This is a genomic window from Plantactinospora sp. B6F1 (assembly GCF_040120695.1).
Classification (GTDB): Bacteria; Actinomycetota; Actinomycetes; order Mycobacteriales; family Micromonosporaceae; genus Plantactinospora.
On record NZ_JBEEAC010000005.1, the window covers coordinates 291,089 to 316,749 of the forward strand.

Below are 25,661 nucleotides of genomic sequence, written 5' to 3' on the forward strand. Positions count from 1 at the left end.
ACCGCGCTGTCCGCTCCCCGGACCAGGCGGGGTTCAGCGCCTGGTCACCCGTCCTCGTGGCGGACCAGCCGGACGAGAGCGTCGTCGACGCTGGAGGCGTACGCCGCGTCGCCGGAACGGTCACGGCGGTGCACCGCGCCCGACTCGTCGACGACCAGCATCCGACCATCACCGGCCGCGATCTGCCACACCCGCATTCCGAGCCGGTCAGCGAGGTCGGGATGGGCCGGCGGGACCCGGTCGTCGGGGGTCGGGGTGAACCGGTACCCGGCGATGGTCAGACCGCCGAAGTCGGCGGCCACCGTACGGGCCACCGGGAAGAGCACGGTCTCGTCGATCCGGTGCCGGCGGCACCAGGTCCGCAGCAGCGCCGAGCCGTCACGTCCCGGTACCCAGCCGGCCATCCGCAGCATCGTACGGACGTCCTCCGGAAACCGTGCCGATCCGGTGTGGTAGGCCAGGTAGAGCCGGATGACGTCGTCGATCGGCAGCGACGGCCAACTGGACCACTGCCCGGTCTCCCGGTCGAGCACACCTCGGGCGGCGCCGACCCGGGGTGGTGGCTGACCGGCGCCACTCCCCGGCGGCAGCGGTCCCGGCGCGGCGGGCGGTCGGTCCCACACCACGTACCCGGCCTCGAACTCGCGGAAGCCGGGATCCTCGGTACCCAGTTCGCGGCGGGCCCACTCCCGGGCCAACCGGTACGCCTCGGCTCGGGCGATCATCCGCCACCCGCCGTACGCCAGCGGGACCGCAGCCACAGCAGCACCAGCACCAGCACCGCCCCGGCGCCGAGCAGTCCCGCCCAGGGTCCGGCCCGGCCCGGCCAGGGCGACTCGGGGCGTTCGGGCTGGCGCAGGTCCATCACCACCTGCGGTACCGGTGTCGGCGAGGCGAGCATCTCGCGCAGCGCGCGGTACGGGTCCACCGCTCCCGGCCCGTTCGCGATCGGGGTCGCCGTGTTCGTCAGCCGGGCGCGGACCTCGTCCACGGTGGCCTTCGGAAGAGCCGACCGGACCAGCGCGGCCGTGGCGCTCACCACGGGGGCGGCGGCGTCGGTCCCGGCCCAGATGATGTGCCCGGCGCGGGGCGCCGCCGCGAGCACCTCGTCGCCGGGCGCCACCAGGTCCATCGTGGAGCGGATGCCGGTGACGTTGCCGGCCTCGTCCAGGGCGCCGACGGCGATGACCCCGGGGTAGGCCGCCGGATACGACGTCGGGCTGGTCCGGGCGTCGCCCGTCGCCGCCACCACCACGACACCCCGGCGCAGCGCGTGCGCGATTGCGGCGCGGAGCCCGGAGTGGTTCTTCGGCACCGCGAGCGAGACGTTGACGACCCGGGCTCCGTGGTCCGCCGCCCACCTGATGCCGTCCGCCAGGTGCACCGGGTCCACGTCCCGGTCGAGGACCGTACGGGCACAGTCACTGACCCGGACGGGCAGGATCCGTACGCCCGGAGCGAGGCCGAGCAGCGCGGTGTTCGGCATCGGCTTGGCGGCGATGATGCTGGCCACCGCCGTGCCGTGCCCGGTGTGGTCGACGGTGGCGCCGGCCCGGTCACGGATCACGTCGTATCCGGCCAGCACCCTGCCGGCGAGCTGCGGATGCGTGACGTTCACCCCGGTGTCGACCACCGCGACGGTGATTCCGGCACCGGTGTGCGGCGCGAGCCGCTCCGCCGCCAGCCAGTGGTGCGACCAGGTCGGTTCGCGGGCGACCGCCGAGGTGGCGTTCGCCGCGGTGGGACAGCGGAGCGAGGTGGCCGGCGCCGCGGCCGCGGGCACCGCCGGAAGGAGAGCCGTGGGCATCGCCGGAAGCACGGCCAGTACGCCGGCCACGGCGGCGATCACGGGATGCCTGACCATGCCTGTGAGGGTAGCGGCTGCTGATCGAGGTCCAGTACCGTTGCGACATGACTGTGGACGGTGAGCAGGTTGCCGAGCTGCGGGCTCGCGCCGAGCGCCTCACCGCCCAGTTCCGTCAGGCCAGTTCGGCGCTTGACGAGATCTCCGCCCGGGTCCGGGCGGTGACGGTGACCGCCACCTCCGCCGACGGTTCGATCACCGCCACGGTCGGCCCGGAGGGCCGGTTGCAGCGGCTCGATCTCGGCCCGGAGGTCCTCGACTACGGCGACCCGCGCCGGTTGGCCGAGGAGATCGAGGCGACGATCGCGGTGGCGGCGGAGGAGGCGCAGCGCCGGGTCTTCGACGCCTGCCGCCCCTACGTGTCGGAGGAGTCGATGGAGGCCTATCGCAACCACGACTTCGACGGGGCGATCAGGCGGATGGTCGAGCGGTTGCCCGAGGAGGGTTCGATCCGATGACGCAGCCCGGCGACGCGGGATACGTGGCACACGTACCGGATCCGGACGGTGCGGTCAGCGCCGCCGGGCGACTCGCCGGGGCGGGTGAACGACTGGGCGCCGCGATGGACAGAGCGGTCGCCGCGCTGAACGGGGTCGGCGACCCGTGGGGCAACGACGAGGTCGGCCAGACGTACCGGGAGGGTTTCGCCGGGGCCGAGGAGTTGAAGGCGGCGCTGAGCCAGGTCGGCAAGTCGGTGACCGGGTTCGGCAACGTCGCTTTGACCAGCGTGGACACTCTCATCGAGACGGACCTGCGGACGAAGAGACTTCTCGGCGGGCATGACGCTCGGTCCGCCTGACTGGGGTGAGCCCTGGCAGCAGGTCTGGGATCTGCTGGTCTGGGTCTCCACGGGTGGCTCGGCCTGGCCGGAGGCGGACGAGGACCGGATCCGGCAACTGGCCCAGGCCTGGCGGGACGCGGGTGCGAGCCTCAACCAGGCGCTCGTCGAGGCGAGCGCCGAGCGGACCGCGCTGGCGGAGGCCTGGGGCGGCCCGTCCGGCCTGACCTTCCAGGCCGAGTTCAGCAAGGTCGTCGACCAGGCGTTGCCGAAGTTCTCCCAACTGGCCCAGCAGGTCGCGCAGGCGGCCGACCAGGCCGCGTTGGATATCGAGTACGAGAAAATCACGGTCCTGATCGCCGTCCTCACCTGTTGCCTGGAGATCTTCGCGATCATCGTGTTGTCGTTCTTCACCTTCGGCGCGGCGCTCGCTGCGGCGGCCGGGCCGATCGGCATCGCCCGGATGGCGATCGCCGCGGCGTTGCGCCTGCTGCTGAGCCGGGCCGCCAGCTCGTTGGGGCGGCTGGCACTGCGCGAGGCGGTGCTCGAAGGGCTCCAGGAGCTGGCGACGGATCTGACCGCGCAGGGGATCCAGGCCGGCATGGGTACCCGGACCGGCTGGGACGCCGAGAGGACGCTCTGGGCGGCCGGGGCCGGTGCCGGGGCGGGCGCGTTGGCCGCCGGGACGGGTCCGCTCGCCAACCTCCTGGGCCGGCGTGCTCCGCACAATCCGCTCGGCTCGGCGATCCGTACCGGGATCGACGGCATCCACGAGGCCGGCGTGGAGACCGTGACGAACGCGACCGTGAACGGGCTGCGTACCGGGGACTGGCGCATCGACACGGACGGCTTCGGCAACTCCGCGATCGCCGAGGGACTACGGGGGCGGATCAGCGAGGGCCGGGACGATGCGCTGGAGCGGCTCGGGCAGCAGGTTCCGGTGCTGCCCACGCCGACAGCCGTTCCGGTGGCGCCGACCGGTCTGCCGCCGGGCGCGTTGCTGCCGACCGGGACGACGCCCAGCCCCGCGCCGGAGCGCGATCCCGACGGAACGGGCGCTGGCCCGGTCGGCGGCACGACCCCGCCGGGCGCCTCGGGCCCGGGTCAGTCGAGCGGCCCGCCCGGCGCGGGGCAGCCGAGGTCGCCGTCCCCCGGGCAGCCGGGCCCGCCGGGCGCCGACCAGTCGCGGCCCTCCGGGCCGGATCAGTCCCGGCCGTCGGACCCGGATCGGCCGCGGCCGTCGGAGCCGGACCGGTCCCGGCCGTCGGCCCCGGATCAGGCCGGCCTGCCGGGCTCGGCGCAGCCGGGCCAGCCGGGCGGGCCCGGCTCGGGTCAGCCCGCGCCGGGGCAGCCGGCCGAGTCCGGGCCGGAGCGACCGGGCGGTTCCGGGCCGGGACGGCCGGATTCCTCCGGTGCCGCGGGAGGTGGGCAGCCCGCCGCCGCGGAGCCGTCGCGACCGCCACCGCCGCCCCCCGATCCGGTTCCACCGGCCCGGCCCACCGAGGACCTCGACCAGGGGCGGCCGCACCAGCCGGTCTCGTCGGCTGGCCCGCCGCCGTCCAGCGGCACGGTGTCGTCGGGGCCCGCGCCGACCGGGCCGGGAGCAGCCTCCGGCACACCCACGTCGAGTCCGATCGGTACCGGCCACGGCGGGCTTACCGGCCCGGTCGGCGCGATGCCGCCCGTCGCCACATCCGGTGCGTACCTGCCTCCGGTCGGTGTCGCGCCGGCCGGCGGAAGCCCCACGGGACTCACGGCAGGCTCCGGCACCCCCGGCGCCCAGGTACCCACCTCGGGCAGCCCAGGCTCGCCGACCTCGGGCGGCCCGGCCGGGTCGGGCAGCCCGTCCTCCACCGCTGGCACCCCGAGCGCCGGTACCACCGGATCCGCTGCCGGCCCGGCCACGACGGGACCGGCAGCGACCTCCCCACCCACCGGCCACCCACCCACCGGCCACCCGAGCGGTGGTCCGTCCAGCGGTGGTCCGTCCAGTGGTGGCCCGTCCGGCGGTGGCCCGTCGGGCGGCAGTCCGTCGAGTGGTGGCCCGTCCAGTGGTGGTTCGGCCAGCGGTGGGCAGGGTGGCGCGGGATCGGCGGGCGGACACAGCGGGACCTCGGTGGCGCCGGCCGGACTCGACGGTCGGCCGGTCGGCACGGCCGACCAGGGAAATGCGGGAACCGGGTTCGGGCTGGCCGGGGTGGCCGCCGTGCTGCGCCCGGCCGACCATTCCGGACCTCCGCGTGCCGGCGGGGCGAGCACCGGCGGCCCGACCCGGCCGCGCCCCGGGCCCACCCAGAGCCCGGCTACCGGTGACGAGGACCTCGATCCGGCGTCCGCCTGGGACGAACGGGAGCTGAGCGGCCGGATCCCGGTCGACGAGCAGCGGAGCCCGGTGCTCCACCCGGATCCCCGGCACCCGTCACGCTGGGTCGGCTACCTGAACGACGGTGGCCCGACCCGGCCCGGCCGGGCCACCAACTGCACCGACACGGTCCGTGCGTTCCTCTCCACCTGGTACGGCCGGCCGAGCGTGGCCGGTGCGCTCAACCAGGACCTGTCGCGGGGCGTGGCGGACGGCACCGCCCGGATCCAACGATGGCTCGGCACAGACTTCGTCCAGCAGGGTGCCGGCGCTGCCGGACTCGACGCCGTCGGGTCGCAGCTGCTGATCCAGGGCCACGGCGCGGCGGCGGTGATCATCAGCCAGTGGACGGACGGCGGCTCACACATGTGGGTGGCGGTCAACCACACCGGGACAATCGTCTGGGTCGAGCCGCAGACCGGAATGATCTCCGACGAGACGCCGCTCTACCAGGGACAGACCGACCAGGTGTGGGCGTTGCCGCTGGACGCCCACGGCGAGCCGGTGTCGCCGTACCCGGACGGGGAGCTGGCGGCGCCCACCGATCGGCGGCAGGCGGTGCTGGACAGCCGGTACGCCGACTCGTTGCGTGCGTCGTTGCCCGGCCAGCACGCACCGGCGGAGCCCGGCCGGCAGCCTGGTCCGGGTGGCCAGCCTGGTCCGGGTGGCCAGCCGCGACTGGTCGCGGGTGCCGAGGCGGTCCAGGCGGTGCGGGACAACCTGCGGGCGATCCCGGCCGGCTTCGACCTGACGGGTGAGCGCCGGCACCGCCGGGTCGCCAACGCGCTGCACCCCGAGCCCGGCACGGTCAAGCTTGTCCTGCGCGGCCAGCGTGGCGGGGAGGTGGGCGTCGCCGATGTCCGGATGCTCGGCGCCGACTTCGTCCACGCGCTGGCGGAGCTGGTCCAGTCCGGCGATCTGGACCTCGGCACCGGCCGGGTCGTGCTGGTGGGAAACTACTCCGGGACGGCTCCCCGGGGCCGCCGCCCGCTCGCCGCCATGCTCGCCGAGCGCCTGCTCGACCTCGGTCGGCAACACGAGGTGAGCGGTGCCGACGCGAAGGTCTGGTCCTTCCTGGACGGTACGGTGGTGGTCGCCGAGCCGGATCCCCGCGACTCGAGCCGGCCGAAGCAGCCACCGGACGGAGCGTGGCACACCTTCACCCCGTCCGGCCAGCCGAGCGGCTCGTCCCGCTCCACCCCCCGCCCGACGGCGACACCCACCGGTCCAACGGCCACGACCGGTCCGACGGCCACCACCGGGCAGGTGGCTACCGGCCCGACCACCGCCGCCACCGGCCCGCCCGGCCGGCCGCTGCTGCCGCCGGACCTGCGCGACCACCGCCATCTCAGCGGCGACCTGTCGGGGACCTACCGGACCGACGACCGGCGACTGCACCGGTACGACGACCGGCCCTACACCTACCGCGACGACGAAACCGGCCGGCTGCACCACGAGCGAGACTCCGCCGGCACCTACCGGGACGAGTACAGCTTCGAGCTGAGGTCGGCGCGCACCGGCAAGGTGGTGCGCGATCCGCTCCTCGCGCGGGGTCGGCCAGTCACACACCGGTCCGTCCCCGGTCCGCCGGACCGGACCTACAGCCGTCCGGCCCAGAAGGTGGTGCCGCAGCTGGCGTTGCAGGGAATGCAACTCGAACACCTCCGGCGGGGCAGGCTCGCCGCGCTGATGACCGAACTGGGCATCGCGGACCTGAGCCAGCTCGCCGAGCCGAACGTGACGGCGACCTTTGCCGACCTGGTCGCCCGGCCGACGGGCCGGCCCTCCCCGGCCCGGCTGGCGGAGCTGGCGGCGGCGGTCCGGCAGTACCACCGGCTGGAGTCGGCGGTGCGACAGGCCCGCGCCGAGGCTCCCCAGGCGATGGCCCGGCGGCTTCTCGCCGAGGACTTCCGCATCGACGGCAGCGCCGAGCTGACCGCTGGCCGTACCGGTCCACGCCCGCCGGGCGCGTTCGCGGTGGCCGGGTTCGATCCGGACAGGCAGCGCCTGGTGGTGCTGGAGACCGAGCCGACCAGCGGCAGCCGCCACCTGCTCCAGGACGGCACTCTCGCCGAACGCGGCACCCCGGCCCACATCCGGGACGTGTTGGAGACCAGTCGGGAGCTGCACGAGCACCTGCGGCAACATCCGGAGCTGCTCGACGCGCTGCACCGGTCACTGGTCCGGGGTGAGCTGACCGTGCAGGCGTACCAGGTCGAGGTGGACGTACCAGATCATCAGCGGGTCTCGGTCCGGAGGACCCCGCTCGACCTGTCCGGGCTCGACCTGACGGGCGTGGCAGACCGGTTGCCGGCCAGGTCGGCAGCGGTGGACCCCGGACTCGGTGATCGGTTGCAGACGGCCGCCCAGCAGGTCGCCGGCCTGCTGACCGGCGCACCCGGGATCCAGCACGTGGCGGTGCCCGCCCCCCGGGTGGTCGAGATCCGGCCAGAGCAGGGTGCGCCGTACCGGCTGAACCTGCGTACCTCGCCGCGTGACCCGGGCAACGGGAGGTTCGCGCTGCACGTCGGTCCGGATCGGGAGCACGACATCGAGTTCTTCCACGACCAGCTCGACGGCCTGGACCAGACCAGCGTGCAGCGGGTACTGGCCGGGGCGCTCCTGTACGCCCACAACAGGGTGGTCGGGGCCGCTCCGGGCGGCAAGAAGACGGACGTCCTGGCCAACCAGCCGATCTCGGTACGCCGGCCGCGACTGACCGAGCGGGACGCCGCGAATCTCGGCACGTTCGAGGCAATGGCCCTACTCCTGCCGACGACGACCGGAGCCGAACGGTCCGCGCTCCGGGCCGAGATCCGCGACTTCATCGAGCGGTACGGGCTGCGCGAGGGCTTCCCCGGCGGTGACGAGCGGGTCGAGTTGGCGCGGGAACGCCTCTCCGCGTCGGCGTACCGCCTGCTCACCGAGGAACGGGCCTGGGCGCTCGACTCCGATCCGGCCGTGGCGGTCACCCGGAAGGCTCTCTCCGGGGTCCTGTTCGACCCCACCGTGGCCCTGGTCACTCCGGTGCCGAGCGGGCAAGGGGCCGTCTTCCGGGTGCTCCCGGCCGGCTGGGCCAAGCTGGGGCGGGTGGCGTTCACGGTCGAGCTGCGCTCCGACGCCGTCCCGGGCGGGCGGGGGATCGAGATCCGCAACACCGCCGAGGACCGGCACTTCGCCCTGGTGGTCGACCCGTCCCTGGTCGACCATTCGGCCGGTGCGGTACCGACCCTGGTACCGACCTGGGCACAGTTCCGTAACCAGCTGCGCGCGGTCCTGCAGACAACAGTCGAGGAACAGGCTGCCCGGCCGCCGGAGGTGTCGCGGCGCTGGCGGGACCGGGGCATCGCCGGTGCCCCCGCCGCCGCCGGCGCGACCACCATGGCTGTCGTCGCCGAATCCCTCGGGGTGCCAGCGTTCGCGGTGAAGGGTGTGGTGGTGGCCGGTGTCGAGATGATCACGCAGGGCGGGGTCAGCCGGCGGAGCAAACTGGGCAAGGCCGACCGGGAGCAGGATCGACGGCTTGCCCTGCGGACCGATCGGACCGGAATCGAGGACGGCGGGCTCCAACGCCTGGTCGATCGTGGTTTCGCCGAGGCCGCCGAACTGGCGACGGGCGCGGTGGGCCGGCCGGACCTACTCGTTCCCGGACCACCCACCCCGGCGCCCGCGCCCCCGCCATCGTCGTCACCGGCGATCGACGACGACTCCGCCAGGGCGCTCCGTCGCCGGATCCGCGTTGTGATCGAACAGATCGACCATGCTCGCAAGAAGAAGCCGGTCGAGCACCTGCTCCGGGTCGAACACCGCGGCGAGGACCGATACCGGCTGCGGATCAAGGGGGAGGGGAACGACGCTCGGGTACGGGTCGAGGTGGCCGTCACCGGCGATCCGTCCAAGATCGAGGTGAAGTTCGAGGATCCCGCCATCACGTTGCGGGTTCCTCCGGACCTTGCCCGATCCGACCGGGACGCTTTCGAGGAGGCCGTTCGGGCGGCGCTGAAGAAGGTGGCCGAACGCCAGGAGAAGGTGAGCCTGGCCGCGCCCGAGGTGGTCGGTCACCTGGAGAAGGGCGCCACCGCCACCGGCACGGGGGTACTGCCGAGTGTGCCGGTCGGGAACCTGGCCCGGACCCACTTCGGGGAGGTACTCGGCGAGTCGGCCGTCGCCCGGTCGATCGTCCAGGTCTTTGCCGACCGGGCCATTAGCCGACGCGACGAGGTGCTTCGTGACCTGCGTGAACGGCACGACGCCGCCTACAGTACGCGGCTGCCGGGTAAACAGCGGCGGCCGATGGCCAACCAGATCGTGGCGCTGGCCCGCAGCGGCGAATCGATTGCCCAGGCCATCGATTCCGAGCTCGCCGGCAGTGGCCCCGCGACCACCGGAACCGTCGTCGGGACGACCGGCAGTGGCCCCGCGACCCCCGGGGTCGGCTCCGGGACAACCGGGTTCGGGCCCACGCCGGCCGACACCGAGCGGGCGATCGACGCCGCAGCCCGGGCGATCAACCAGGTCAACCGGCGCCACCGGCACCACTTCGCACGCGACCACGCTGCGGAGCGCGACCCCGACACCCGGGTGTTCCGGTCGGACCGGATCGGGATCAAGCGCGACGTGACGCTCACCCTGACCTTCGGCACCGTGGAAGGCAACCGGCCGGTCGTCCCGGCCGTCCGTCGGCTCAAGCGCGGCCGTTTCGAGTTCACCGTCAACGTCGACGCCGCCCCGGACGAGATTCAGCGGACGATCGAGCACGTCTGCGACAACATTCTCTTCGACCGGGAGCATCCGCTGCCGCCCCGGCGCCGGCTACTGGAGGACTACCTGCCCACCGGAGTCGGGCTGGCCGGTGCGGCGGCAGTCGCCGCGTTGAGTGGACCGCTGTGGGGGCTGATGACCGGTGCCAGCGCCGTGGCGCACCTCGGGCAGCGGTGGAGCGCCCGCTTCCATGCGATGCGGGTGAACGACATCGCGTTGCGGAAGGCGTTCGCCATCGAGGAGGACGACGTGAGCCCGGCGGACCTGCGCCGGTCGCTCGACGAGCAGCGCGCGGCGGTGCAGGGGTTGGAGCAGCGGGTGCGACAGATGGAGGAGCAACTCGCCCAGGATCCCCGTACGGCTGCCGAGGTGGCGACGATGCACGCCCAGTTGGGGGCGGTACCGGAGCCCGACCTGCTCGACAAGGTCGCCCAGAAGGTGGCGAAGGCAGGGCAATGGCCGCGCAACGGCCGTATCGAGCCGGTGGCGGAGGCAGAGCACACCTTCCGATTCCTCTTCCATCGCGAGGGCGTCAGCGGCCGGCCGGAGAGCCTGACCTTCGAACTGGGTACCGGCCGGACCGACGGCGGGACGCTGATGGCGTACCGGGTGAACTCCGACGTCGCACACATGCTGCGGATCGATCCGACCGGCTCACCGGACGAGATCCTGGCGAGTGTGCAGGCCTGGCTGCGCCAGGAGGTCGACCGGATCAGCGCGATCCCGGTGGGGCTGCCGAGCGCGCGGAGCCGGTTGATGAAGTTCGGGACGGACGCCACCGGGCAGACCGTCGGCACCGCCGCGAGCATCGTGGTCGGCGCGACGACCTCCAACCCGGCTGTCACGATCAGCCAGGTGTTGAGCTTCAGCGGGGCGAAGGAGGCCAGCAACATCTCCTTCGACAGCAGTGAGGCCGTGCTGTCCCAAACCCGAGCGGAACTGCGTAAACGCTTCTTCGGCACCGCCCCGGAGGAGCAGTTGGCGGTCTTCACCTTCGACACCGACCACCTGCGGAGGCGGACGGTTTCGATCTTCCACCGGCTGCAACAGCTGGAGCGGATCAGCGAGACGCTGCCCGAGCCGGAACGGCCGGCGCCGTTCCGATCCGGTCCGGTGACCCTCCCGGACCGGCCGGTAGTGTTGGGTGACTGAGATGACCGAGGCACACCCGATGACCGAGGCAGCCGGCCTGCCCGAGGCACGCACCCTGGCCGAGGCGTACGCCTTCGTCGAACTGAGCCTGCCGCCCGGCGAGGAGTGGGTGGACTTCGACCGGTTCACCACCCTGCACCGCTCCGGTGACACCTACCTGCTTCGCTTCGACGGTCCCTACCAGGGCAGGCGGCACACCATCGAGGTGGTCGTACCGGTGCCGGACCCCGACGCGCGGGACGAGTCGCGGCTGTCGTACGGGGAGGGACGGTCGACCCTGATCGACGCCGGCCAGTGGTGCCTGCTGGAGCTTTCCCACGCAGAATTGGCCCGCACCGGGCTGGCCCAGCTCGGCGGCGCGCCACCGGACGACGAGACGTACCGGGCGATGCACGGCGCCTGGGACGCCGCGCGGGCGGCGGCCGACGAGGTGGCGAAGTTCCTGCCGGCACCGCTCGACGGATCAGCACACTCGGCCGACGGCAGAGCGTCGGATAGCGACGTGGTGCCGGCGACGGCATGCTGGACCACGCTGGGGCAGCGGCTCCGGGGCGACCGGCCGGAGCTGTTCCGCCGGTCCCGGCTCGACGCGGCCCGGGCAGACTACCAGCGCCGGCTGGCCGACTTCGTGACCCGCTACGACCTGCCCGACCCGGTGTCGGACCCGGTGTCGGACCCGCCGGCCGACCCGGTGTCGGACCCGCCGGCGGACCCGCTGACGGAGCCATCCGGGGCGGTGACCCGGCCGGAGGCCGCCGGAGCGGCGCACGGTGTGCCGGCCGAGCCGGCGCCCACGGTGGAGGCGACCGGTCCGGAGCCGGCCGGAGCACCGGCAGCGGAGGCGCCGGTCCGGGTGCGCACCTTCGCCGAGGCGCATCTCTATCTCGATCTGCATCCGTGCGTGTGCGGCTCGGCGCTCTTCCCCCGGGGTCAGCTCGACGTCGTGCGCAGCGACGACGAGGAGGTGCTGGTCCGCTATGCGGGACCCTGTGCCGGGTGTGGCCGGCACCGCGAGTTCGTACTGCGGATGCCCCAGCGACCGGGAGTGCCGCCGGAGTCGCCGTACCAGTTCAGCTATCTGGAGGACGGGCCGTCTGAGGCGATCGACGCCGGACAGTGGCTGGGCGTCGCCGAGGGCTACCAGGTGCTGCTGGACAGCCTCGGCATCCCACCCGGCCCGGACGCCTCGGACGGCCCGGACGCCTCGGACGGCCCGGACGTCCTGGACGGCCCGGAAGGCTTGGACGGCCCGGAAGGCTTGGACGGGCCGGACGGGTCGGAGGCGGACCGGTCCACTCCGGATGGCCGCTCGGACCCGTCGTGGTCGGTGGACCGGGAGGAGATCGAACAGCTCCTCGTCGGCGCCGCGAGCGCACTCGACGAGGCGTTGAGGTTCCTTCCGCCCGACGCCGCCGCCATCGGGACCAGCGCGATCTGGACGGTGGACGGGTGGGAGCAGCACCAACGCCTGCCGGAACAGTTCACCAGGGACTGGCTGACCGCCGAGCGTGACCGGCGCCGACGGCGGCTGGCCGGCTTCCTGGCCCGCTATGGTCGTTGACATGTCGCCGCCCGCGCACCGCTCGGACGCCGGATCGCCCGCCGACTCGGACGCCGGCTCGCCCGCCGACGACGAGCCGCGGTTCGCCGCCGTCCGGTTCGACCGGGACCGGGCGGGCCGGCCGGTACCGCCTGCGCGGCGGCTGGAGTACGCCGAGCGGGCTGCGGTGGTCGCGTACCTGCGCGAGTCGCCCGTGGTGATGGCGAACTGGGGCTACGATCCGGATCCGCTCGACCCGGAGCACCCCGAGGTGGTGCCGGCGCACCTGCACACCGACGGCCGCTGGGTGTGGCCGGAGTCGCTGGCCTACTTCGCCGAGCGGTACGGCGTGCCGCCCGAGCCGGAACTCCTCGCACACATCGAGGAGCGGCGCTACGAATGGCCGGCCGAGGTGGGCGACGAGATCCTCGACCGGATCGGTCGGCTGCTGCGCGAGGGACGTACGTCCGGATCCGGCTGAGCCCCGCGTGGAGTCGGCGGCGGCCGGGGTCAGGGCGCCTGGATGACCAGGGCGAGGTCTTCCAGGGTGATGAGCTGCAGTTCCTCGGCGTTCGGCACCCGCCGCAACTGCCGCAGCCGCTGGGCCTGTGCCTTCCGCATGCCCTCGAAGAGCTTGCGCGCGTCCCGGGCGTTGCCGAAGTCCTTGTCCTTGCGGACCGTCTGGAAGTGTGACCGGGCCGCGACCGCGACCTCCGGGGCCAGCACGTACTCGTGGTTCTCGGCCATCCTGCTGAGGATCTCGGCGAGTTCGACGGCGCTGTAGTTCTCGAACTCGATGGTCCGGCTGAACCGCGAGGCCAGCCCGGGATTGGCGGCCAGGAAGCCGAGCATCTCGTCGGTGTAGCCGGCGACGATCACCACGATCTCGTGGCGGTGGTCCTCCATCAGTTTGACCAGCGTGTCGATCGCCTCCTGCCCGAAGTCACCGCCGGAGCCGAAGGAGCGGGAGAGGGTGTACGCCTCGTCGATGAAGAGCACGCCGCCCAGCGCCGCCTCGAACGCTGCCGAGGTCTTCTCGGCGGTGTGGCCGAGGTACTGGCCGACCAGGTCCCGGCGGCTGACCTCGCGGAACCCGCCCTTCGGCAGTACGCCGAGCGCGGCGAGGAGCTGACCGTAGATGCGGGCGACCGTGGTCTTGCCGGTGCCGGGCGCCCCCGCGAAAATCAGGTGGTTGCTGCTCGGCGTGACGGAGAGCCCGCCGCTGCGCCGCCACTCGTTGACCTGGATCTCGTCGATGATCGCGCGCACCTCGGCCTTGACCCCGGGCAGGCCCACCAGTTGTTCCAGTTCGCCGGTGAGTTCCTCGATCCGCCGGGGATCGCTGCGGGTCGCCGGGGCCTCGCCCGCGCCGACCGAGCGGGGCAGGCCGCGTTCGCTGGTGGCCACCTGGGCGGTCGCGCCCGGACTGAGCTGGATGCCGGGGGCGGCGGTCCGTTCGGTGTGGCAGTCCTCGATCAGGCCGCCGCAGCCGGGACCGACCGTGATGCCCAGACCCCGCACATCGTGCACCCGGCAGCGCCGCAGCGTCGGTGAACTCTCCTGGGCGACCGCGATGCCCAGCCCGGAACCGGTCACCTCGCAGTTTTCCAGCAGCGGGCGGGCGTAGTCGTAGACGTAGATGCCCCGGTAGCCGCACTCGGCGACCGTACAGTTGCGGATGGTCGGGTCGGCGGAGCGGATGAGCAGGCCGTCCTCGACCACGTTGGTGATCTCGCAGCCGACCGCCGTACCGGCGCAGGTGTCCCAGAGGATGCCCCGTTGCGCGGCGGTGACGCGTACCCGGGTGAACTCGAACTCGCTGCGCGGACCCACCTGGATCGCGACCGCCCGACCGGCGGAGACCTCGGTGTCCACCACCCGGACGGTGCCGCCGAAGACCGCCAGGGCGGGGGCATCGGCGCCGGCGAGGACGAGCTCGCGCAGCTCGACGGTGGCGTCCCGGCACTCCACGACCGGGTCGTCGGCCCGGCGGGCGCGGATGGTCACCGATCCGGGATCACCGGTGACGCCGATGATCACGTTGGCCCGCTCGATGCGCAGGTGCTCCAGGTATTCCCCGGGGGTGACCAGGATGGTGGCGCCGTCCGGTGCCCCGTCGAGTGCGTCCGCGATGGTGGGGTACGCGTCAGACTGGGTGGCCGAGACGAGCAGGGTGTGCGTCATCGCTCCGTGGGGGATCAGGGACCGGACGGGGGCAGGGACCGGCGGCGGGTCGATGCAGCCGATGTTGACCATATCGCACCGGAACCCGGTCCAGCCCGCACTGCCGGCCGGGTGGGCGTCGGGCCCTGCGGGGGTAGGAGTGACGTGGACGTAATCCGGTTCAGCGGGCCGGGACGTTCGCGTTAGGGTCGGAAGGTCGCCCACTCGTTACACGGTGATCCACTCGTTACACCAATGATCCAAGGAGTCACGCCCGTGACCGCGCTGCGGCAGTACCTGGGAGTGTGGCGCATCCCCGGCGCGCCGATGCTGTTGATCGCCGGCATTGTCGGCCGGCTCGGCATCGGCATGACCCCGCTGGCGCTGTTGCTGGTCGTCCAGCAGGTCACCGGCCGGTACTCCCTGGCCGCCGTGGCCGGCGGGGTGTACGCGCTCGCCGGTGCCGCGCTCAGCCCGGTCGCCGGCCGGATCGCCGACCGGGTCGGGCCGAGCCGGGTGCTGCTGGTCACCGCCGTCGCCCACCCGCTGGCCATGGTCGGGTTGCTGTTGGCCAGCCGCGCCGGCTCGGATGCCCTGGCTCTGATCTTCACCGCGTCGGCGATGGCCGGCGCGACGTACCCGCCGCTGACCGCCGCCATCCGGGGCGCCTGGAACGACCTCACCGACCCCGCCTCCGGCCGGTACGCCCTGCGCAACACCGCACTCGCCGCCGAGACCACGCTCTTCGAGGTGGTCTTCGTGGTCGGCCCGCTGCTGGTCGCCGCCTTCGTGCTGCTGGCCGACGCCGCGGCGGCGCTGCTCGGGGCCGCCGTGGTGACCCTGGTCGGCACCACTGCCGTGGCACTCGGCCCGGTGATGCGCGGCTGGCGACCGCACCCCCGGGACAGCCACGCCAAAGGACTCGGCCCGCTGCGGGTCGGCGGCTTCCCGGCACTGCTGTTCTGCGTCGCCGGCCTCGGCATCGCGTTCGGCGCCGCCGGGGTGGCCGTGCCGGCGTACGCCTCCGCGCACGATCCGGCCAACGCGCAGAGCGTGGGCGGGGTACTGCTGGCGATGTGGGGGACCGGCAGCGCGCTCGGCGGCCTCTGGTTCGGCACCCGCAAGCCGGCCCGGAACGCCGCCCGCCAGTTCGGGCAGCTCCTCGGCCTGCTCGCGGCCACCTTCGCGGTCTTCGCGGTGATGCCGAACCCGATCGCGCTCGGCGTTGCCCTGGTGTTCGGCGGTGCCACCATCGCACCCGCGCTGACCGTGGAGAACACCATGGTCGGCCGGATCTCGCCGGTGAGCATGCTGAACGAGTCGTACACCTGGGTGGTGACCGTGGCGGTCGGAGCGAGCGCGGCCGGCGGCGCGGTGGCCGGGATACTCGCCGACCAGGTCGGCGTACCGTGGGCGTTCATCTTCGCCGGTGTGGGGGTGGCGGCCGCCGCGGTGGTCGCGGCGCTACCCACCGGCTCGATCGCCCGGGCCGAGGCCCAGGCCGAGGTACGCCTGGAGCAGGCGCTCGCCACCGAAAGCTGAGGAAGTTGGGTCCCCAGTAGGCGGTCTCCCATTCCGACATCCCGATGTTCGGCACGTTGAGGTAGGCGCCGTGTACGTAGGGGCGCGGTGCCTGGCTGAACTCCGCGATCCAAGCCTGCGCGACCGGGGTGGTGGCGTCGCCGCTGTCTGGCTCTCCACGGGAATCCCAGCCGGCGCCGGGCTCGGAGTAGAAGAGCGCGTCGCGGTGCGGGAACGCCGAGCCGCCGGGCGGTTCGCTCGTCTGCGCCCCGTGCCGAAGGCCTGGGTGAAGAAGTTGCTGTCGTCGGACGGTGCGTCTGCCCGAGCGCGGTCACCGCCTCCAACTGGTTGAGGCCGGCGCCGACTGTCGCGATGCGGTTCGCGGTGTCGATCCGGGTCGACTTCAGCTCGCTCACGTCGATCACGATGCCGTTGTCCACGTTGGACCAGCCCTCCAGGCTGTGCCGGCCACTCCCTACCCGCAGCGCGACGTCGTTCTGCCGCGCCCAGGTGAGGGCGTTGACCACATCCCGGGTCTCTCAGCGACGACGATGACCAGCGGATAGCGGGCGAAAAGCTCGTCCCCGCCGAGGCTTTTACCGCCTTCCATCGATCGCGACCTTCCGTTAGCCTGGCGCTACCTGCTGTAGCCGTCGGGGAGGGCTCGTGGCCGGGACTGACTTTTTCGCATCCAGAAGATCGGCGGCTGTCTTCAAGCACGGAATCTTGAGTCGGTACCCGGTGGTTTTCGCCTCGAAGACCGGTCGCAGCGTGGAGGGAAACCGGGTTGTCTTCCTGGATGGTTACGCAGGGCGCGGAGAGTATGACGACGGGCAGCCAGGATCGCCGCTGCTCCTGTCGCGGTGTGCAGAGTTCGTGAAGGGCTATCGGAGCGTGCTCGGGTTCTTCGTTGAGCAGAACCCGGACAACTTCGCCAACCTGGAGCGCGTACTCGACGAGAAGGGCGGCGCTGCTGAGCGCATCGTCCGGTTGGGCTCGGTCGACGAGCACCTTCCTGAGGTCCTAAAGCGGGCCCAGGGCGCGTCGCTGTTCGCTTTCCTCGACCCGTTCGGCCCGGCGTTGGACTTCGACGTCCTCAAGGCTGCCCTGCTTGGTCGGCCGTCGTGGCCGCCGACCGAGGTCTTGCTTCACTTCAGCGTGTTGACTGTCGCGCGGATGGGTCGCGCCGTACATGCGGCTCGTTCAAAGCGCGGGGAGCTTTCGCCGGCGGATCAGAAGACGGCGGACCGGCTGGACCGCTTCCTTGGTGGCGACTGGTGGCAAGAACACTTTGCCGGGGTCCGAGACGAAGGTGATGAGCAGCGCGCTACCCAGATCGCCTTGGAGGTGTGCGACACGTACGAGAAGCTCCTCACCACCGGAACGAGATACCGGGCGGTCAAGATGCCGGTTCGGCCCAGGCCCGATCTGCTTCCGAAGTACGTGCTGGCGCTGTTCACGGCCAGCAACGAGGGAGCCTGGCACTTCGCAGACTCGCTGGGTAAGGCGGGCGTGGAGTGGTCGGTGGCGTGGCAGACGGACCTGCTCCGCAAGGGGGAGAAGTACGGGCAGGGCTCGCTCTTCGGCGACGATGAGTTGCCTACCCCCGAGAGCCACAGCAGCAGTCATGGCCCGGAGTGGACGAGGATCATTGCGACAAACCTCGAACGGCTGCTGGATAAGCTGGGCCCTTTCTGCCCTGCCGACCACGTGCCGGAGGTCTACGGCACGACGCTGGGCCAGGCAAGCACGCCTCACGTCCGCGCGGCCGTGAAGCTTCTGAGGGGAACCTCTGTGGCGAACACCGGTAAGGGCGACTTTTGGAAGGAGCAACTGCGGCGTCCATCGGGGCTGTAACCCCTCAGCGTCGGGTGAGCTCTACCCTGTCGGGGAAAGTTCCCGTGCTGCCGGCATCTCGTCCCATGTCCGCCCGTCCAACTCCCGACCGCCGGTCTTCGGCGTTCTGCCGCCCCACTGCTTGAAGAAGAAAGCCGTGCCGCCCGCGACGCACTGGTCCCGTAGGGAACGCACCCAATCAGGGTCGATCGGTCGGCAGCCGGGACCGGACTCACCACCGGCAATCAGCCAGCCGATACCGTCGAGGTTCAGGTCGTCCAACGGGCCGAGGAGTGGCTCGGCCGAGACGAACCGAACGGCCGCGGGAACCCGGCGGAGATCATCGATGCGCTCTGTCTGTTCATCATCCTCGACAGAAACACCCATCCAGACATTGGCCGACCAGGTGAGTCGGGGGGCGAGCTTCGCGAGCCTCGCGGCCCGCTTTGTGAGTACCTGGTAGGTGTGCTGCGGAGTTGCCGCCATGACCTCGAAGACCTGCTCGACGAAGTCGAAGGGAACCTTCGCATGGAACAGGTCGCTCATCGAGTTGACGAACACGACCCTAGGCTCTCGCCACCGAAGGGGCAGCGTCAGCTCGCTGGGGTGTGTTGCCACCCCGAAGCCCGGTCCCGACGTACGCGGGTCACCGTCCGTCTGATATTTCGCGGACCCCATGGCCTTCAGTCGCTTCGCCAAGGTCAACGCGTAGCAGTGATCGCAGCCACGCGAGATGCGGTCGCAACCGGTTGTCGGGTTCCACGTGGCTTCGGTCCACTCGATAGAGCTCTTGTCTGCCATCACCACACTCCCCGGCCGGTTGGGTCAATTCTCTCGAACGTGCGTACGGATTGAAAGACGTGGAGGCGATCTTTCTTGCCGGATAAGCAACAGGCGCAGCGGTCGCCCGTACTCTCGCTGGACCAACGCGCAGGAGGCAGAGACAGACGCGGCCAGGCCGTCACCAGGCCGCCGCAGGCCGATCGCTGGCGACCAACGATGACTACTGGTGACGACGTCCACCCGGGTGACAAGGCGTTGCCGGCGCGATGACCAGGCCGGCTGGAGCCGCGTTACCGGTAGTTGGTGAACTGGAGGGCGATGCCGAAGTCCTCGCTCTTGAGCAGGGAGATCACGGTCTGGAGATCGTCCTTCTTCTTGCCGGTCACCCGGAGCTGGTCGCCCTGGATCTGCGCCTGTACGCCCTTCGGCCCCTCGTCGCGGATCTTCTTGCTGATCGCCTTGGCCTTGTCCGAGTCGATGCCCTGGATGATCTTGCAGTCGATCTTGTGGACCTTGCCCGACGGGCGCGCCTCGCCGGCGTCCAGGGACTTGAGCGAGATGTTCCGCTTGACCAGCTTCTCCTTGAAGACATCCAGGGCCGCCTTGACCCGCTCCTCCGTCTCGGCCTGGAGGCTGACCCCCTCTTCGCCCGACCACGAGATGCCGGCGCCGGTGCCCCGGAAGTCGAAGCGGGTGGAGAGCTCCTTCTCGGTCTGCCGGAGGGCGTTGTCGATCTCCTGCCGGTCGACCTTGCTGACGATGTCGAACGACGGGTTGGCTGCCATGATTCCGCTCCTGCTGTGGACGACATGAAGGTGCGCCGGGCCGGCCCGGCGGCGGTACGACATGCCGACGGTACCCGCTTGCGCGTCGGCCCGTAGCAACGGCTATCCTTGCTTCCGCTGCCGCGTCACGCGTGGCGGCACGCCCTGGCGGGTTGCCCGAGCGGCCAATGGGAGCGGACTGTAAATCCGTCGCGAAAGCTACAGAGGTTCGAATCCTCTACCCGCCACCAGGTGTGAGAAAGGCCCCTGAACAGCACAAACGCTGTCGGGGGCTTTCTCTGTTCTGTCCCACGGTGTCTCGCTGGATCTCGTTGGCGTCCGGTGTTCGGGGCCTATCGGTGGGAAGATCAACGGGGTCGGCGGCAGGGCCCCGGGGGATCGGGAGCAGGTTTCCGTCGTGGTGACGGTGATCGTGCGCGCGACTCCGAATGCCGACGATGCCGCGAGAAGGGGTGAGCGGTCGAGTCTCCCGTGGCGTCGGGTGACCGTGCGCCTGGACCACGTACATCGTGGCGAGCCTCGAAGCGGCGCGGCAGCGACCGCCTCGCCCTTCGACGGCGCTTGGAGCGATACCGTCGCCAGCCGGCTCCGGAGAACTGCTGCTCACGGATGAGCGCAGTTGTCGCCTCGTCTTCGTCCCCATGATCAAAGCCAAGCTTCCGCGCGTGGCGCTGGCGACCTTCTCCAACGCACTGCAGGTGACCTTCGGCTATCCCAACGATGAGGCGCTACCCGGACACCCGCTCTACGACGCGGCGGCCGATTGGTCCTACGGGTTCTACGAGGTACAGGGGTCACCATGGCTCAGAAGGCTTGGGGCGCAGAACCGCGTCAAGTTTCCCTGACTGGACACCTCACTGGCGGCAGCGGCGGCACTTCCTGGTGATATGCCATGAAAACCTGGTCGAGGTCCTCGCCAACGACGTGACGGTGGAACTGTTCGACCAGCCGTTCGAGGAGGTGGCGCAGCACGCGCTACAACTCAACATGCAGAGCAACACCTGATACCGCTGAGGCACGTCGCGCCGGCCGGCCGGAGGCCGTCAGTAGGCCGAGCGTGGCGGGGCCTGCGCCCCGTGTTTGCGCCAGGCTGAATAGCCGACTACGGCGGTGTGGCAGGAGTCTTCTTACTCGGCCGCCTGCCGGTGTTTGATCCACTCTTCAACGTCACGCTTCAACCACACGTGTCCCATCTTCAACTTCTGCACCGGGGCGGGGAAGTCGCGGTGGCTGGTGATCACATGCACCCGCTGTCGGGACAGATTGCCGCCCAACATGTCGCGGATCTCGGCGACCCCAACCAACTCTTCCACATGATCGACACTAAGCAACGACGATGACTGTTGACGTCGACAACTACGACGTCAACACTGAGGGGGTGAACCTGCCGAATGAACCCTCAGCCTTCGACCGACCGACCCCGTTCCGACTCAGGCCACACCGGCCTCGCCGGCCGCTCTGGCACTGCATCGGCTGCCCCGGCCAGCCATGGCCGTGTGGCATGACACGCCTGCTCCTCAGGGCTGAATTCCAGGACGCGCCGGTCGGCCTGGCTCTTTATATGGCTGCTCAGTTGATGCGGGCGATGGAAGACCTCTACAGGCTTAACCTGCAACCCGAACCGGATCCGAGAGTGCTGTTTCAGAGGTTCGTAGCTTGGACAGCACGACGACCGCTCGCCTAGCCCTCTAAATGCCCGACGATCGCCGACCGGCACGTGTCAGGTCCCCGGGAGGTACAGAGCCAGGACCACCGCAGAAGAGACCGCCAGGTCACGGCGAAGTAGCTCGTCCCGAGGAACGAACACCATGGCCTGTCCCTCGCCAAGTACCACGTCCTTCTGCCGCGCACTGGTGGTCCCACTGAACACATGGACCGTCACATTGTGGAGAAAGTCGGCCTCGTGAGGACGCGGACCGCTCCACAGGAGGTGCAACCCATCCGCCGTCAAGCCCGTCTCTTCCCAGAGTTCCCGGCGGGCCGCCTCCTCGGGTGACTCGCCGGGCTCGACATAGCCGCCTGGCAGGCTCCACTGATTCGGTGACGCGGCCGCATCCTCATCCCGGTGCTGTAGAAGCACCGCGCCCGAGGGGTCGACAAGCAGCACGAGTGCGACCTCGTAGGTGGCCACCACGAGATCATGCCGCGTCCAACCGCTTCCGCAAAAGACCTGGCGGCACCACTACCGATCGAAACGCCACGGCCCACGCCAAACGGGCGGATCCGCTGATGGGTACGCAGCCCGCCAGCGGACCCGCCCGTTCCCCGGTGAAACCGTCGGCAGTTACGAGCAGCAACCCCCAGAGCCAGCTCCAACGGTGGCCGTTGCCTTCCCGTCCTTGCCGCCGTCGGTGTCGCTGGCCTCGCCGCACCTGCAGTCGTCGTCGGCGCCGGGCTGTGCGTCGGCGCTCTTGCCGTACTGGTCGGAGTCGCCCTTGACCACGTACACCTCCCACGGCTCGTTGCCGGGGCCGCGCACCCACACCTTGTCCTGCACGGCGTAGCAGCAGGAGGTGTCGTTCTCGGTGAGGGTGATCAACCCACTTTGGGTGAGCCGGTCGGTTGCGGCCGCGACCTCTGCGCCGTCGAAGACCTCGACGCCGAGGTGGTCCATGACGGTGGGCTGGTCCGGAGCACCTTCGAGCAGGACGAGCTTCAACGGCGGCTCCTCGATGGCGAAGTTGGCGTACCCGGGACGGCGCTTGGCCGGCTCGACCCCGAACAGCTTGGAGTAGAACGCCACCGACCCCTCAAGATCGGAAACGCGCAGCGCGAGTTGGACGCGGGACATCCCGCACCTCCTGTCTAGATGGCTATCTAAACAATAGGTTGCCACGCTGACTAGATGACTGTCAAACTAGACCGGTGTCGAGACAAGAGCTGCCGGTACTCAGCCCGGAAAGCTGCTGCCCGCCGCTGGTCGCCGAGGCCCTGACCGGGGAGGCGGCGGCCGATCTGGCCCGAGGCTTCAAGGCCCTGAGCGATCCGGTACGGCTGCGCCTGCTGTCGCTGATCGCGGCCCGAGCCGGCGGGGAGGTCTGCGTCTGCGAACTGACCGACGCGTTCGACCTGACCGGCCCGACGATCTCGCACCACCTGAAGGTGCTCCGGGAAGCGGGCCTGGTCGACTCCCAGCGTCGAGGCACCTGGGTCTACTACTGGGTGATGCCCGGCCGGCTCGGTGCGCTGTCCCGGCTGCTCGACACGTCGGCGATGACGTCCTGAAGCTCCGGGCGAGCCTGGCCCGGCGTACGGCGTGGGATGGAGTTGCCCGATCGGGACTCAGCCACCGGGAGAGGAAGGCTCGGCCGCCGGAAGACGAAGGCTCGGCCGCCGGGAGAGGACGGCTCAGCCACCGGCGAGGAAAAACTTTGCCGGCGATGTCGAGAACCGGTGACCGGCTCCGTCCCGGCTGTGAACGCGACCAGAATGGGTCGCAACCAGCACCGAGGAGAAACACCATGGCCAAGTACCTGCTGCTCAAGCATTACCGTGGCGCTCCGGCTGCGGTCAACGACGTACCGATGGACCAGTGGACGCCGGAGGAGATCTCGGCGCACATGCAGTACATGAGCGACTTCGCGACCCGGTTGGAGAAGACCGGCGAGTTCGTCGACGGCCAGGCGCTCGCCCCCGAGGGGACGTTCGTCCGATACGACGGTGAGGGCCGGCCGCCGGTCACCGACGGCCCGTTCGCCGAGACCAAGGATCTCATCGCCGGCTGGATGATCATCGACGTCGACAGCTACGAGCGCGCCCTCGAACTGGCCGGGGAGCTGTCGGCCGCACCCGGGGCGGGCGGGAAGCCGATCCACGAGTGGCTCGAGGTGCGTCCGTTCCTGACCGCGCCGCCGACTATCACGGAGTGACCCCTCCCGCCATGGACGACGCACTGCTCCGGAGCCTCACACCGAGCGTGCTCGGGATCCTCGTCCGCCGCGGAGCCGACTTCGCGGCGGCCGAGGATGCCGTCCAGGACGCCCTGGTCGAGGCGGTCCGGGTCTGGCCGGCTGACCCGCCACAGGACCCGAAGGGCTGGCTGATCACGGTGGCGTGGCGCCGGTTCCTCGACGCGACCCGGGCCGACGCGGCCCGCCGCCGCCGTGAGAACCTCCTCGACGAGGAGCCGGCGCCCGGTCCCGTACCCACGGTGGACGACACCCTCCAGCTCTACTTCCTCTGCGCCCACCCGTCGCTGACACCGTCGTCAGCGGTCGCACTCACGCTGCGCGCCGTCGGCGGCCTGACCACCCGCCAGATCGCCCAGGCCTACCTGGTACCCGAGGCGACCATGGCGCAGCGGATCAGCCGGGCCAAGCGCACCGTCTCCGCCGTACGGTTCGACCAGCCCGGCGACGTCGCCACCGTGCTGCGCGTCCTCTACCTGGTCTTCAACGAGGGCTACTCCGGCGACGTCGACCTCGCCGCCGAGGCCATCCGGCTCACCCGGCAACTCGCGGCCGCGATCGACCACCCCGAGGTGGCGGGGCTGCTGGCCTTGATGCTGTTGCACCATTCCCGGCGTGCCACCCGGACCACGCCGGACGGCGCACTGGTGCCGCTCGCCGAGCAGGATCGCAGCCGGTGGGACACCACGCTGATCGCCGAGGGCGTCGAGATCCTCCAGGCGGCCCTCGCCCGCGACCGGCTCGGCGAGTTCCAGGCCCAGGCCGCCATCGCGGCACTGTACGCCGACGCTCCCAAGGCCGAGGAGACCGACTGGGTCCAGATCGTCGAATGGTACGACGAACTCGTGCGCCTGACCGACAGCCCGGTCGTCCGGCTCAACCGCGCGGTGGCCGTCGGTGAGGCCGACGGACCGCGCGCCGGGCTGGCGGCGCTCGCGGCGCTGGACGACGCACTGCCCCGACACACGGCGGTGGCGGCGTACCTGCACGAGCGGGACGGCGACCTCGCGACGGCGGCACGGCTGTACGCCGAGGCGGCCCGGACGGCACCCAACCTCGCCGAGCGTGACCATCTGACGCGGCAGGCCGCCCGAATCAACACGCAACGGTCCCACTCGCACTGACGCCCCACACCGTGACCCCGTAGCGGGCGCGGCGGCGGGTGGGCCTTCGTCGCGTCCCGGCTGTGGAATGATCGCTGACCGTGCGCCCCACGCGTGTCCTACTGACGATCTTCGTCGTCGCCGGCACGCTGTCCGTGCTGGCGACGCTGTTCTCGGCCGACCACGCCGCCGCGCAGTGCGCGCTCGTCGCATCGGCCGCGCTGATCGGGTACGTCGTGTTCGCCGGCCCGACGGTCGCGCGGGTGCGACCGGCGCTGGTCGCCGGCATCGCCCTGCTGGCGATCCCCACCGCCGTGGAACTCTGGTGCAGCCCCGCGCGACCGGCCACCCGCCAGTTGCTCATTCCGATCTACATGCCGCTGGACGGTGGTGCCGCGTCGACCGGCCGGACCACACTTCCACAGCCGATTCTCGACCAGTGGCGGCAGGCACTCGACCAGGAACGGCTGGCCTGCGTGGCACTGCTGCTCGGAGTCCTCTGCCTCGCCGTGGCGGTACTCGCGCTGCCGGTCCGCCAACGGCCGAAGGCCACGGTACCGGCCAGAGTCGTCGCCGTACTCCTGCTCGTGATCGTCGGTGTGGACACCTGGTCCCGGGTCGACGACGACCCGCTGCTCGGCCTGCTCGGGGCTGGCTGGCCGGCGCTGCTGGCCACCCTCGTGGCGGCGGCCGTGCTGGCGCTGTCGGCGTCGCGCGCCGACCGGGCCGGCCTCGTTCCGCTCGGAGCGCTGCTGCTCACGGTCTCGGCGGCCGTCGCCTTCCACGATCTCGTCCGGCGCTGGTCGGCCTGGTGGACCTTTGCCAACCCGGCTGACGGCCTCTTCCTCTCGGCCGGCGTGGCCACGTCACTGGCCGGTCTGGTCGACGTGTCGGCGGCGCTGCTGGCCACGGTGACGCTCGCCGCGCCGGCGCTGCTCGCGGTCGGCGCACTACGCGCCTGCCGAGCCGCCGACCCGACCTAGCCCCGCTTTCCGCACGTCGGTGATCGTGGGTGGGTTTCGGCGCGGCGGGTTGGTGATGAGGGTGACCGGTGGCAGCGTGTCCGGGTTGTGAGAGAGCGTGCGCGGTACGGTGTGGTGCCGTC

Annotated in this window: 21 protein-coding genes, 1 tRNA gene and 1 pseudogene; 14 read left to right on the forward strand and 9 right to left on the reverse strand. The window is 71.3% G+C overall.

Features of this window, described 5'->3' with window-relative positions:
• Positions 1–44: 44 nt before the first annotated feature.
• Positions 45–761 carry an SUKH-4 family immunity protein gene (locus ABNF97_RS10595; RefSeq protein WP_130461912.1) on the reverse strand — a complete coding sequence of 239 codons (717 nt, stop codon included), beginning with the start codon at positions 759–761 and terminating at the stop codon, positions 45–47.
• Positions 722–1,864, reverse strand: coding sequence for a S8 family serine peptidase (locus tag ABNF97_RS10600; protein ID WP_130461913.1), 1,143 nt, complete (start codon positions 1,862–1,864; stop codon positions 722–724). The genes ABNF97_RS10595 and ABNF97_RS10600 overlap by 40 nt, the downstream gene beginning before the upstream one ends.
• 47 nt (positions 1,865–1,911) lie before the next feature.
• Here ABNF97_RS10600 and ABNF97_RS10605 point away from each other — a divergent pair, with 47 nt between their 5' ends.
• From ABNF97_RS10605 to ABNF97_RS10625, 5 genes are read left to right on the forward strand one after another with little or no spacing between them, the layout of a single operon-like run.
• On the forward strand, positions 1,912–2,322 hold the full coding sequence (locus tag ABNF97_RS10605) for a YbaB/EbfC family nucleoid-associated protein (RefSeq protein ID WP_130461914.1): 411 nt from the start codon (positions 1,912–1,914) through the stop codon (positions 2,320–2,322).
• A complete protein-coding gene (locus tag ABNF97_RS10610) occupies positions 2,319–2,663 on the forward strand; it encodes a PE domain-containing protein (RefSeq protein ID WP_130461915.1) in 345 nt (114 codons plus the stop codon). Before ABNF97_RS10605 ends, ABNF97_RS10610 begins: the two co-directional genes overlap by 4 nt.
• The gene (locus tag ABNF97_RS10615) at positions 2,644–10,917 is read left to right on the forward strand and encodes a toxin glutamine deamidase domain-containing protein (RefSeq protein ID WP_349338412.1); all 8,274 of its coding nucleotides are present in this window, start codon (positions 2,644–2,646) and stop codon (positions 10,915–10,917) included. Before ABNF97_RS10610 ends, ABNF97_RS10615 begins: the two co-directional genes overlap by 20 nt.
• A gap of 1 nt (position 10,918) precedes the next feature.
• Complete coding sequence (locus ABNF97_RS10620) at positions 10,919–12,478, forward strand: hypothetical protein (RefSeq protein ID WP_349338413.1); 1,560 nt, start codon at positions 10,919–10,921, stop codon at positions 12,476–12,478.
• A gap of 1 nt (position 12,479) precedes the next feature.
• Positions 12,480–12,938 carry a hypothetical protein gene (locus tag ABNF97_RS10625; protein WP_349338414.1) on the forward strand — a complete coding sequence of 153 codons (459 nt, stop codon included), beginning with the start codon at positions 12,480–12,482 and terminating at the stop codon, positions 12,936–12,938.
• Between the two features lie 29 nt (positions 12,939–12,967).
• Here ABNF97_RS10625 and ABNF97_RS10630 read toward each other — a convergent pair whose 3' ends face one another.
• Positions 12,968–14,641, reverse strand: a complete 1,674-nt coding sequence (locus tag ABNF97_RS10630) for a right-handed parallel beta-helix repeat-containing protein (protein ID WP_349338415.1) — start codon at positions 14,639–14,641, stop codon at positions 12,968–12,970.
• A gap of 255 nt (positions 14,642–14,896) precedes the next feature.
• Here ABNF97_RS10630 and ABNF97_RS10635 point away from each other — a divergent pair, with 255 nt between their 5' ends.
• Positions 14,897–16,162, forward strand: coding sequence for an MFS transporter (locus ABNF97_RS10635; protein WP_130461919.1), 1,266 nt, complete (start codon positions 14,897–14,899; stop codon positions 16,160–16,162).
• A 356-nt stretch (positions 16,163–16,518) separates the two neighbouring features.
• On the opposite strand, the pseudogene ABNF97_RS34145 reads toward ABNF97_RS10635, so the two are convergent.
• Positions 16,519–16,668: pseudogene (locus tag ABNF97_RS34145) on the reverse strand (FAD-binding protein); the annotation flags it as partial.
• A gap of 139 nt (positions 16,669–16,807) precedes the next feature.
• Here ABNF97_RS34145 and tcmP point away from each other — a divergent pair.
• Positions 16,808–17,998 (forward strand): three-Cys-motif partner protein TcmP, encoded by a 1,191-nt coding sequence (gene tcmP, locus ABNF97_RS10640; protein WP_130461920.1) that lies wholly within the window; start codon positions 16,808–16,810, stop codon positions 17,996–17,998.
• 21 nt (positions 17,999–18,019) lie between these two features.
• On the opposite strand, the gene ABNF97_RS10645 is transcribed toward tcmP, so the two are convergent.
• Complete coding sequence (locus ABNF97_RS10645) at positions 18,020–18,778, reverse strand: DUF5131 family protein (RefSeq protein WP_130461921.1); 759 nt, start codon at positions 18,776–18,778, stop codon at positions 18,020–18,022.
• A gap of 272 nt (positions 18,779–19,050) precedes the next feature.
• A complete protein-coding gene (locus ABNF97_RS10650; protein ID WP_349338416.1) occupies positions 19,051–19,545 on the reverse strand; it encodes a YajQ family cyclic di-GMP-binding protein in 495 nt (164 codons plus the stop codon).
• Between the two features lie 146 nt (positions 19,546–19,691).
• Here ABNF97_RS10650 and ABNF97_RS10655 point away from each other — a divergent pair.
• From ABNF97_RS10655 to ABNF97_RS10665, 3 genes are all read left to right on the forward strand, one after another.
• Positions 19,692–19,775: transfer RNA gene (locus ABNF97_RS10655), tRNA-Tyr, on the forward strand.
• Between the two features lie 411 nt (positions 19,776–20,186).
• Complete coding sequence (locus ABNF97_RS10660; protein ID WP_349338417.1) at positions 20,187–20,390, forward strand: hypothetical protein; 204 nt, start codon at positions 20,187–20,189, stop codon at positions 20,388–20,390.
• A gap of 37 nt (positions 20,391–20,427) precedes the next feature.
• Complete coding sequence (locus ABNF97_RS10665) at positions 20,428–20,550, forward strand: hypothetical protein (protein WP_349338418.1); 123 nt, start codon at positions 20,428–20,430, stop codon at positions 20,548–20,550.
• 122 nt (positions 20,551–20,672) lie between these two features.
• Here ABNF97_RS10665 and ABNF97_RS10670 read toward each other — a convergent pair whose 3' ends face one another.
• From ABNF97_RS10670 to ABNF97_RS10680, 3 genes are all read right to left on the reverse strand, one after another.
• Positions 20,673–20,858 (reverse strand): helix-turn-helix transcriptional regulator, encoded by a 186-nt coding sequence (locus ABNF97_RS10670; protein WP_349338432.1) that lies wholly within the window; start codon positions 20,856–20,858, stop codon positions 20,673–20,675.
• 407 nt (positions 20,859–21,265) lie between these two features.
• Positions 21,266–21,676 carry an NUDIX hydrolase gene (locus tag ABNF97_RS10675; RefSeq protein WP_349338419.1) on the reverse strand — a complete coding sequence of 137 codons (411 nt, stop codon included), beginning with the start codon at positions 21,674–21,676 and terminating at the stop codon, positions 21,266–21,268.
• 153 nt (positions 21,677–21,829) lie between these two features.
• Positions 21,830–22,336 (reverse strand): ArsI/CadI family heavy metal resistance metalloenzyme, encoded by a 507-nt coding sequence (locus tag ABNF97_RS10680; protein WP_349338420.1) that lies wholly within the window; start codon positions 22,334–22,336, stop codon positions 21,830–21,832.
• Between the two features lie 74 nt (positions 22,337–22,410).
• Here ABNF97_RS10680 and ABNF97_RS10685 point away from each other — a divergent pair, with 74 nt between their 5' ends.
• The 4 genes from ABNF97_RS10685 (at position 22,411) to ABNF97_RS10700 (ending at position 25,539) form a co-directional block, all read left to right on the forward strand.
• Positions 22,411–22,770: a metalloregulator ArsR/SmtB family transcription factor gene (locus ABNF97_RS10685; RefSeq protein WP_130461933.1), complete on the forward strand. Its 360-nt coding sequence runs from the start codon at positions 22,411–22,413 to the stop codon at positions 22,768–22,770.
• A gap of 236 nt (positions 22,771–23,006) precedes the next feature.
• Positions 23,007–23,414, forward strand: a complete 408-nt coding sequence (locus ABNF97_RS10690; RefSeq protein WP_130461934.1) for a YciI family protein — start codon at positions 23,007–23,009, stop codon at positions 23,412–23,414.
• Between the two features lie 11 nt (positions 23,415–23,425).
• A complete protein-coding gene (locus ABNF97_RS10695; RefSeq protein ID WP_349338431.1) occupies positions 23,426–24,577 on the forward strand; it encodes an RNA polymerase sigma factor in 1,152 nt (383 codons plus the stop codon).
• 80 nt (positions 24,578–24,657) lie between these two features.
• Positions 24,658–25,539: a hypothetical protein gene (locus tag ABNF97_RS10700; protein WP_349338421.1), complete on the forward strand. Its 882-nt coding sequence runs from the start codon at positions 24,658–24,660 to the stop codon at positions 25,537–25,539.
• Positions 25,540–25,661: the final 122 nt, after the last annotated feature.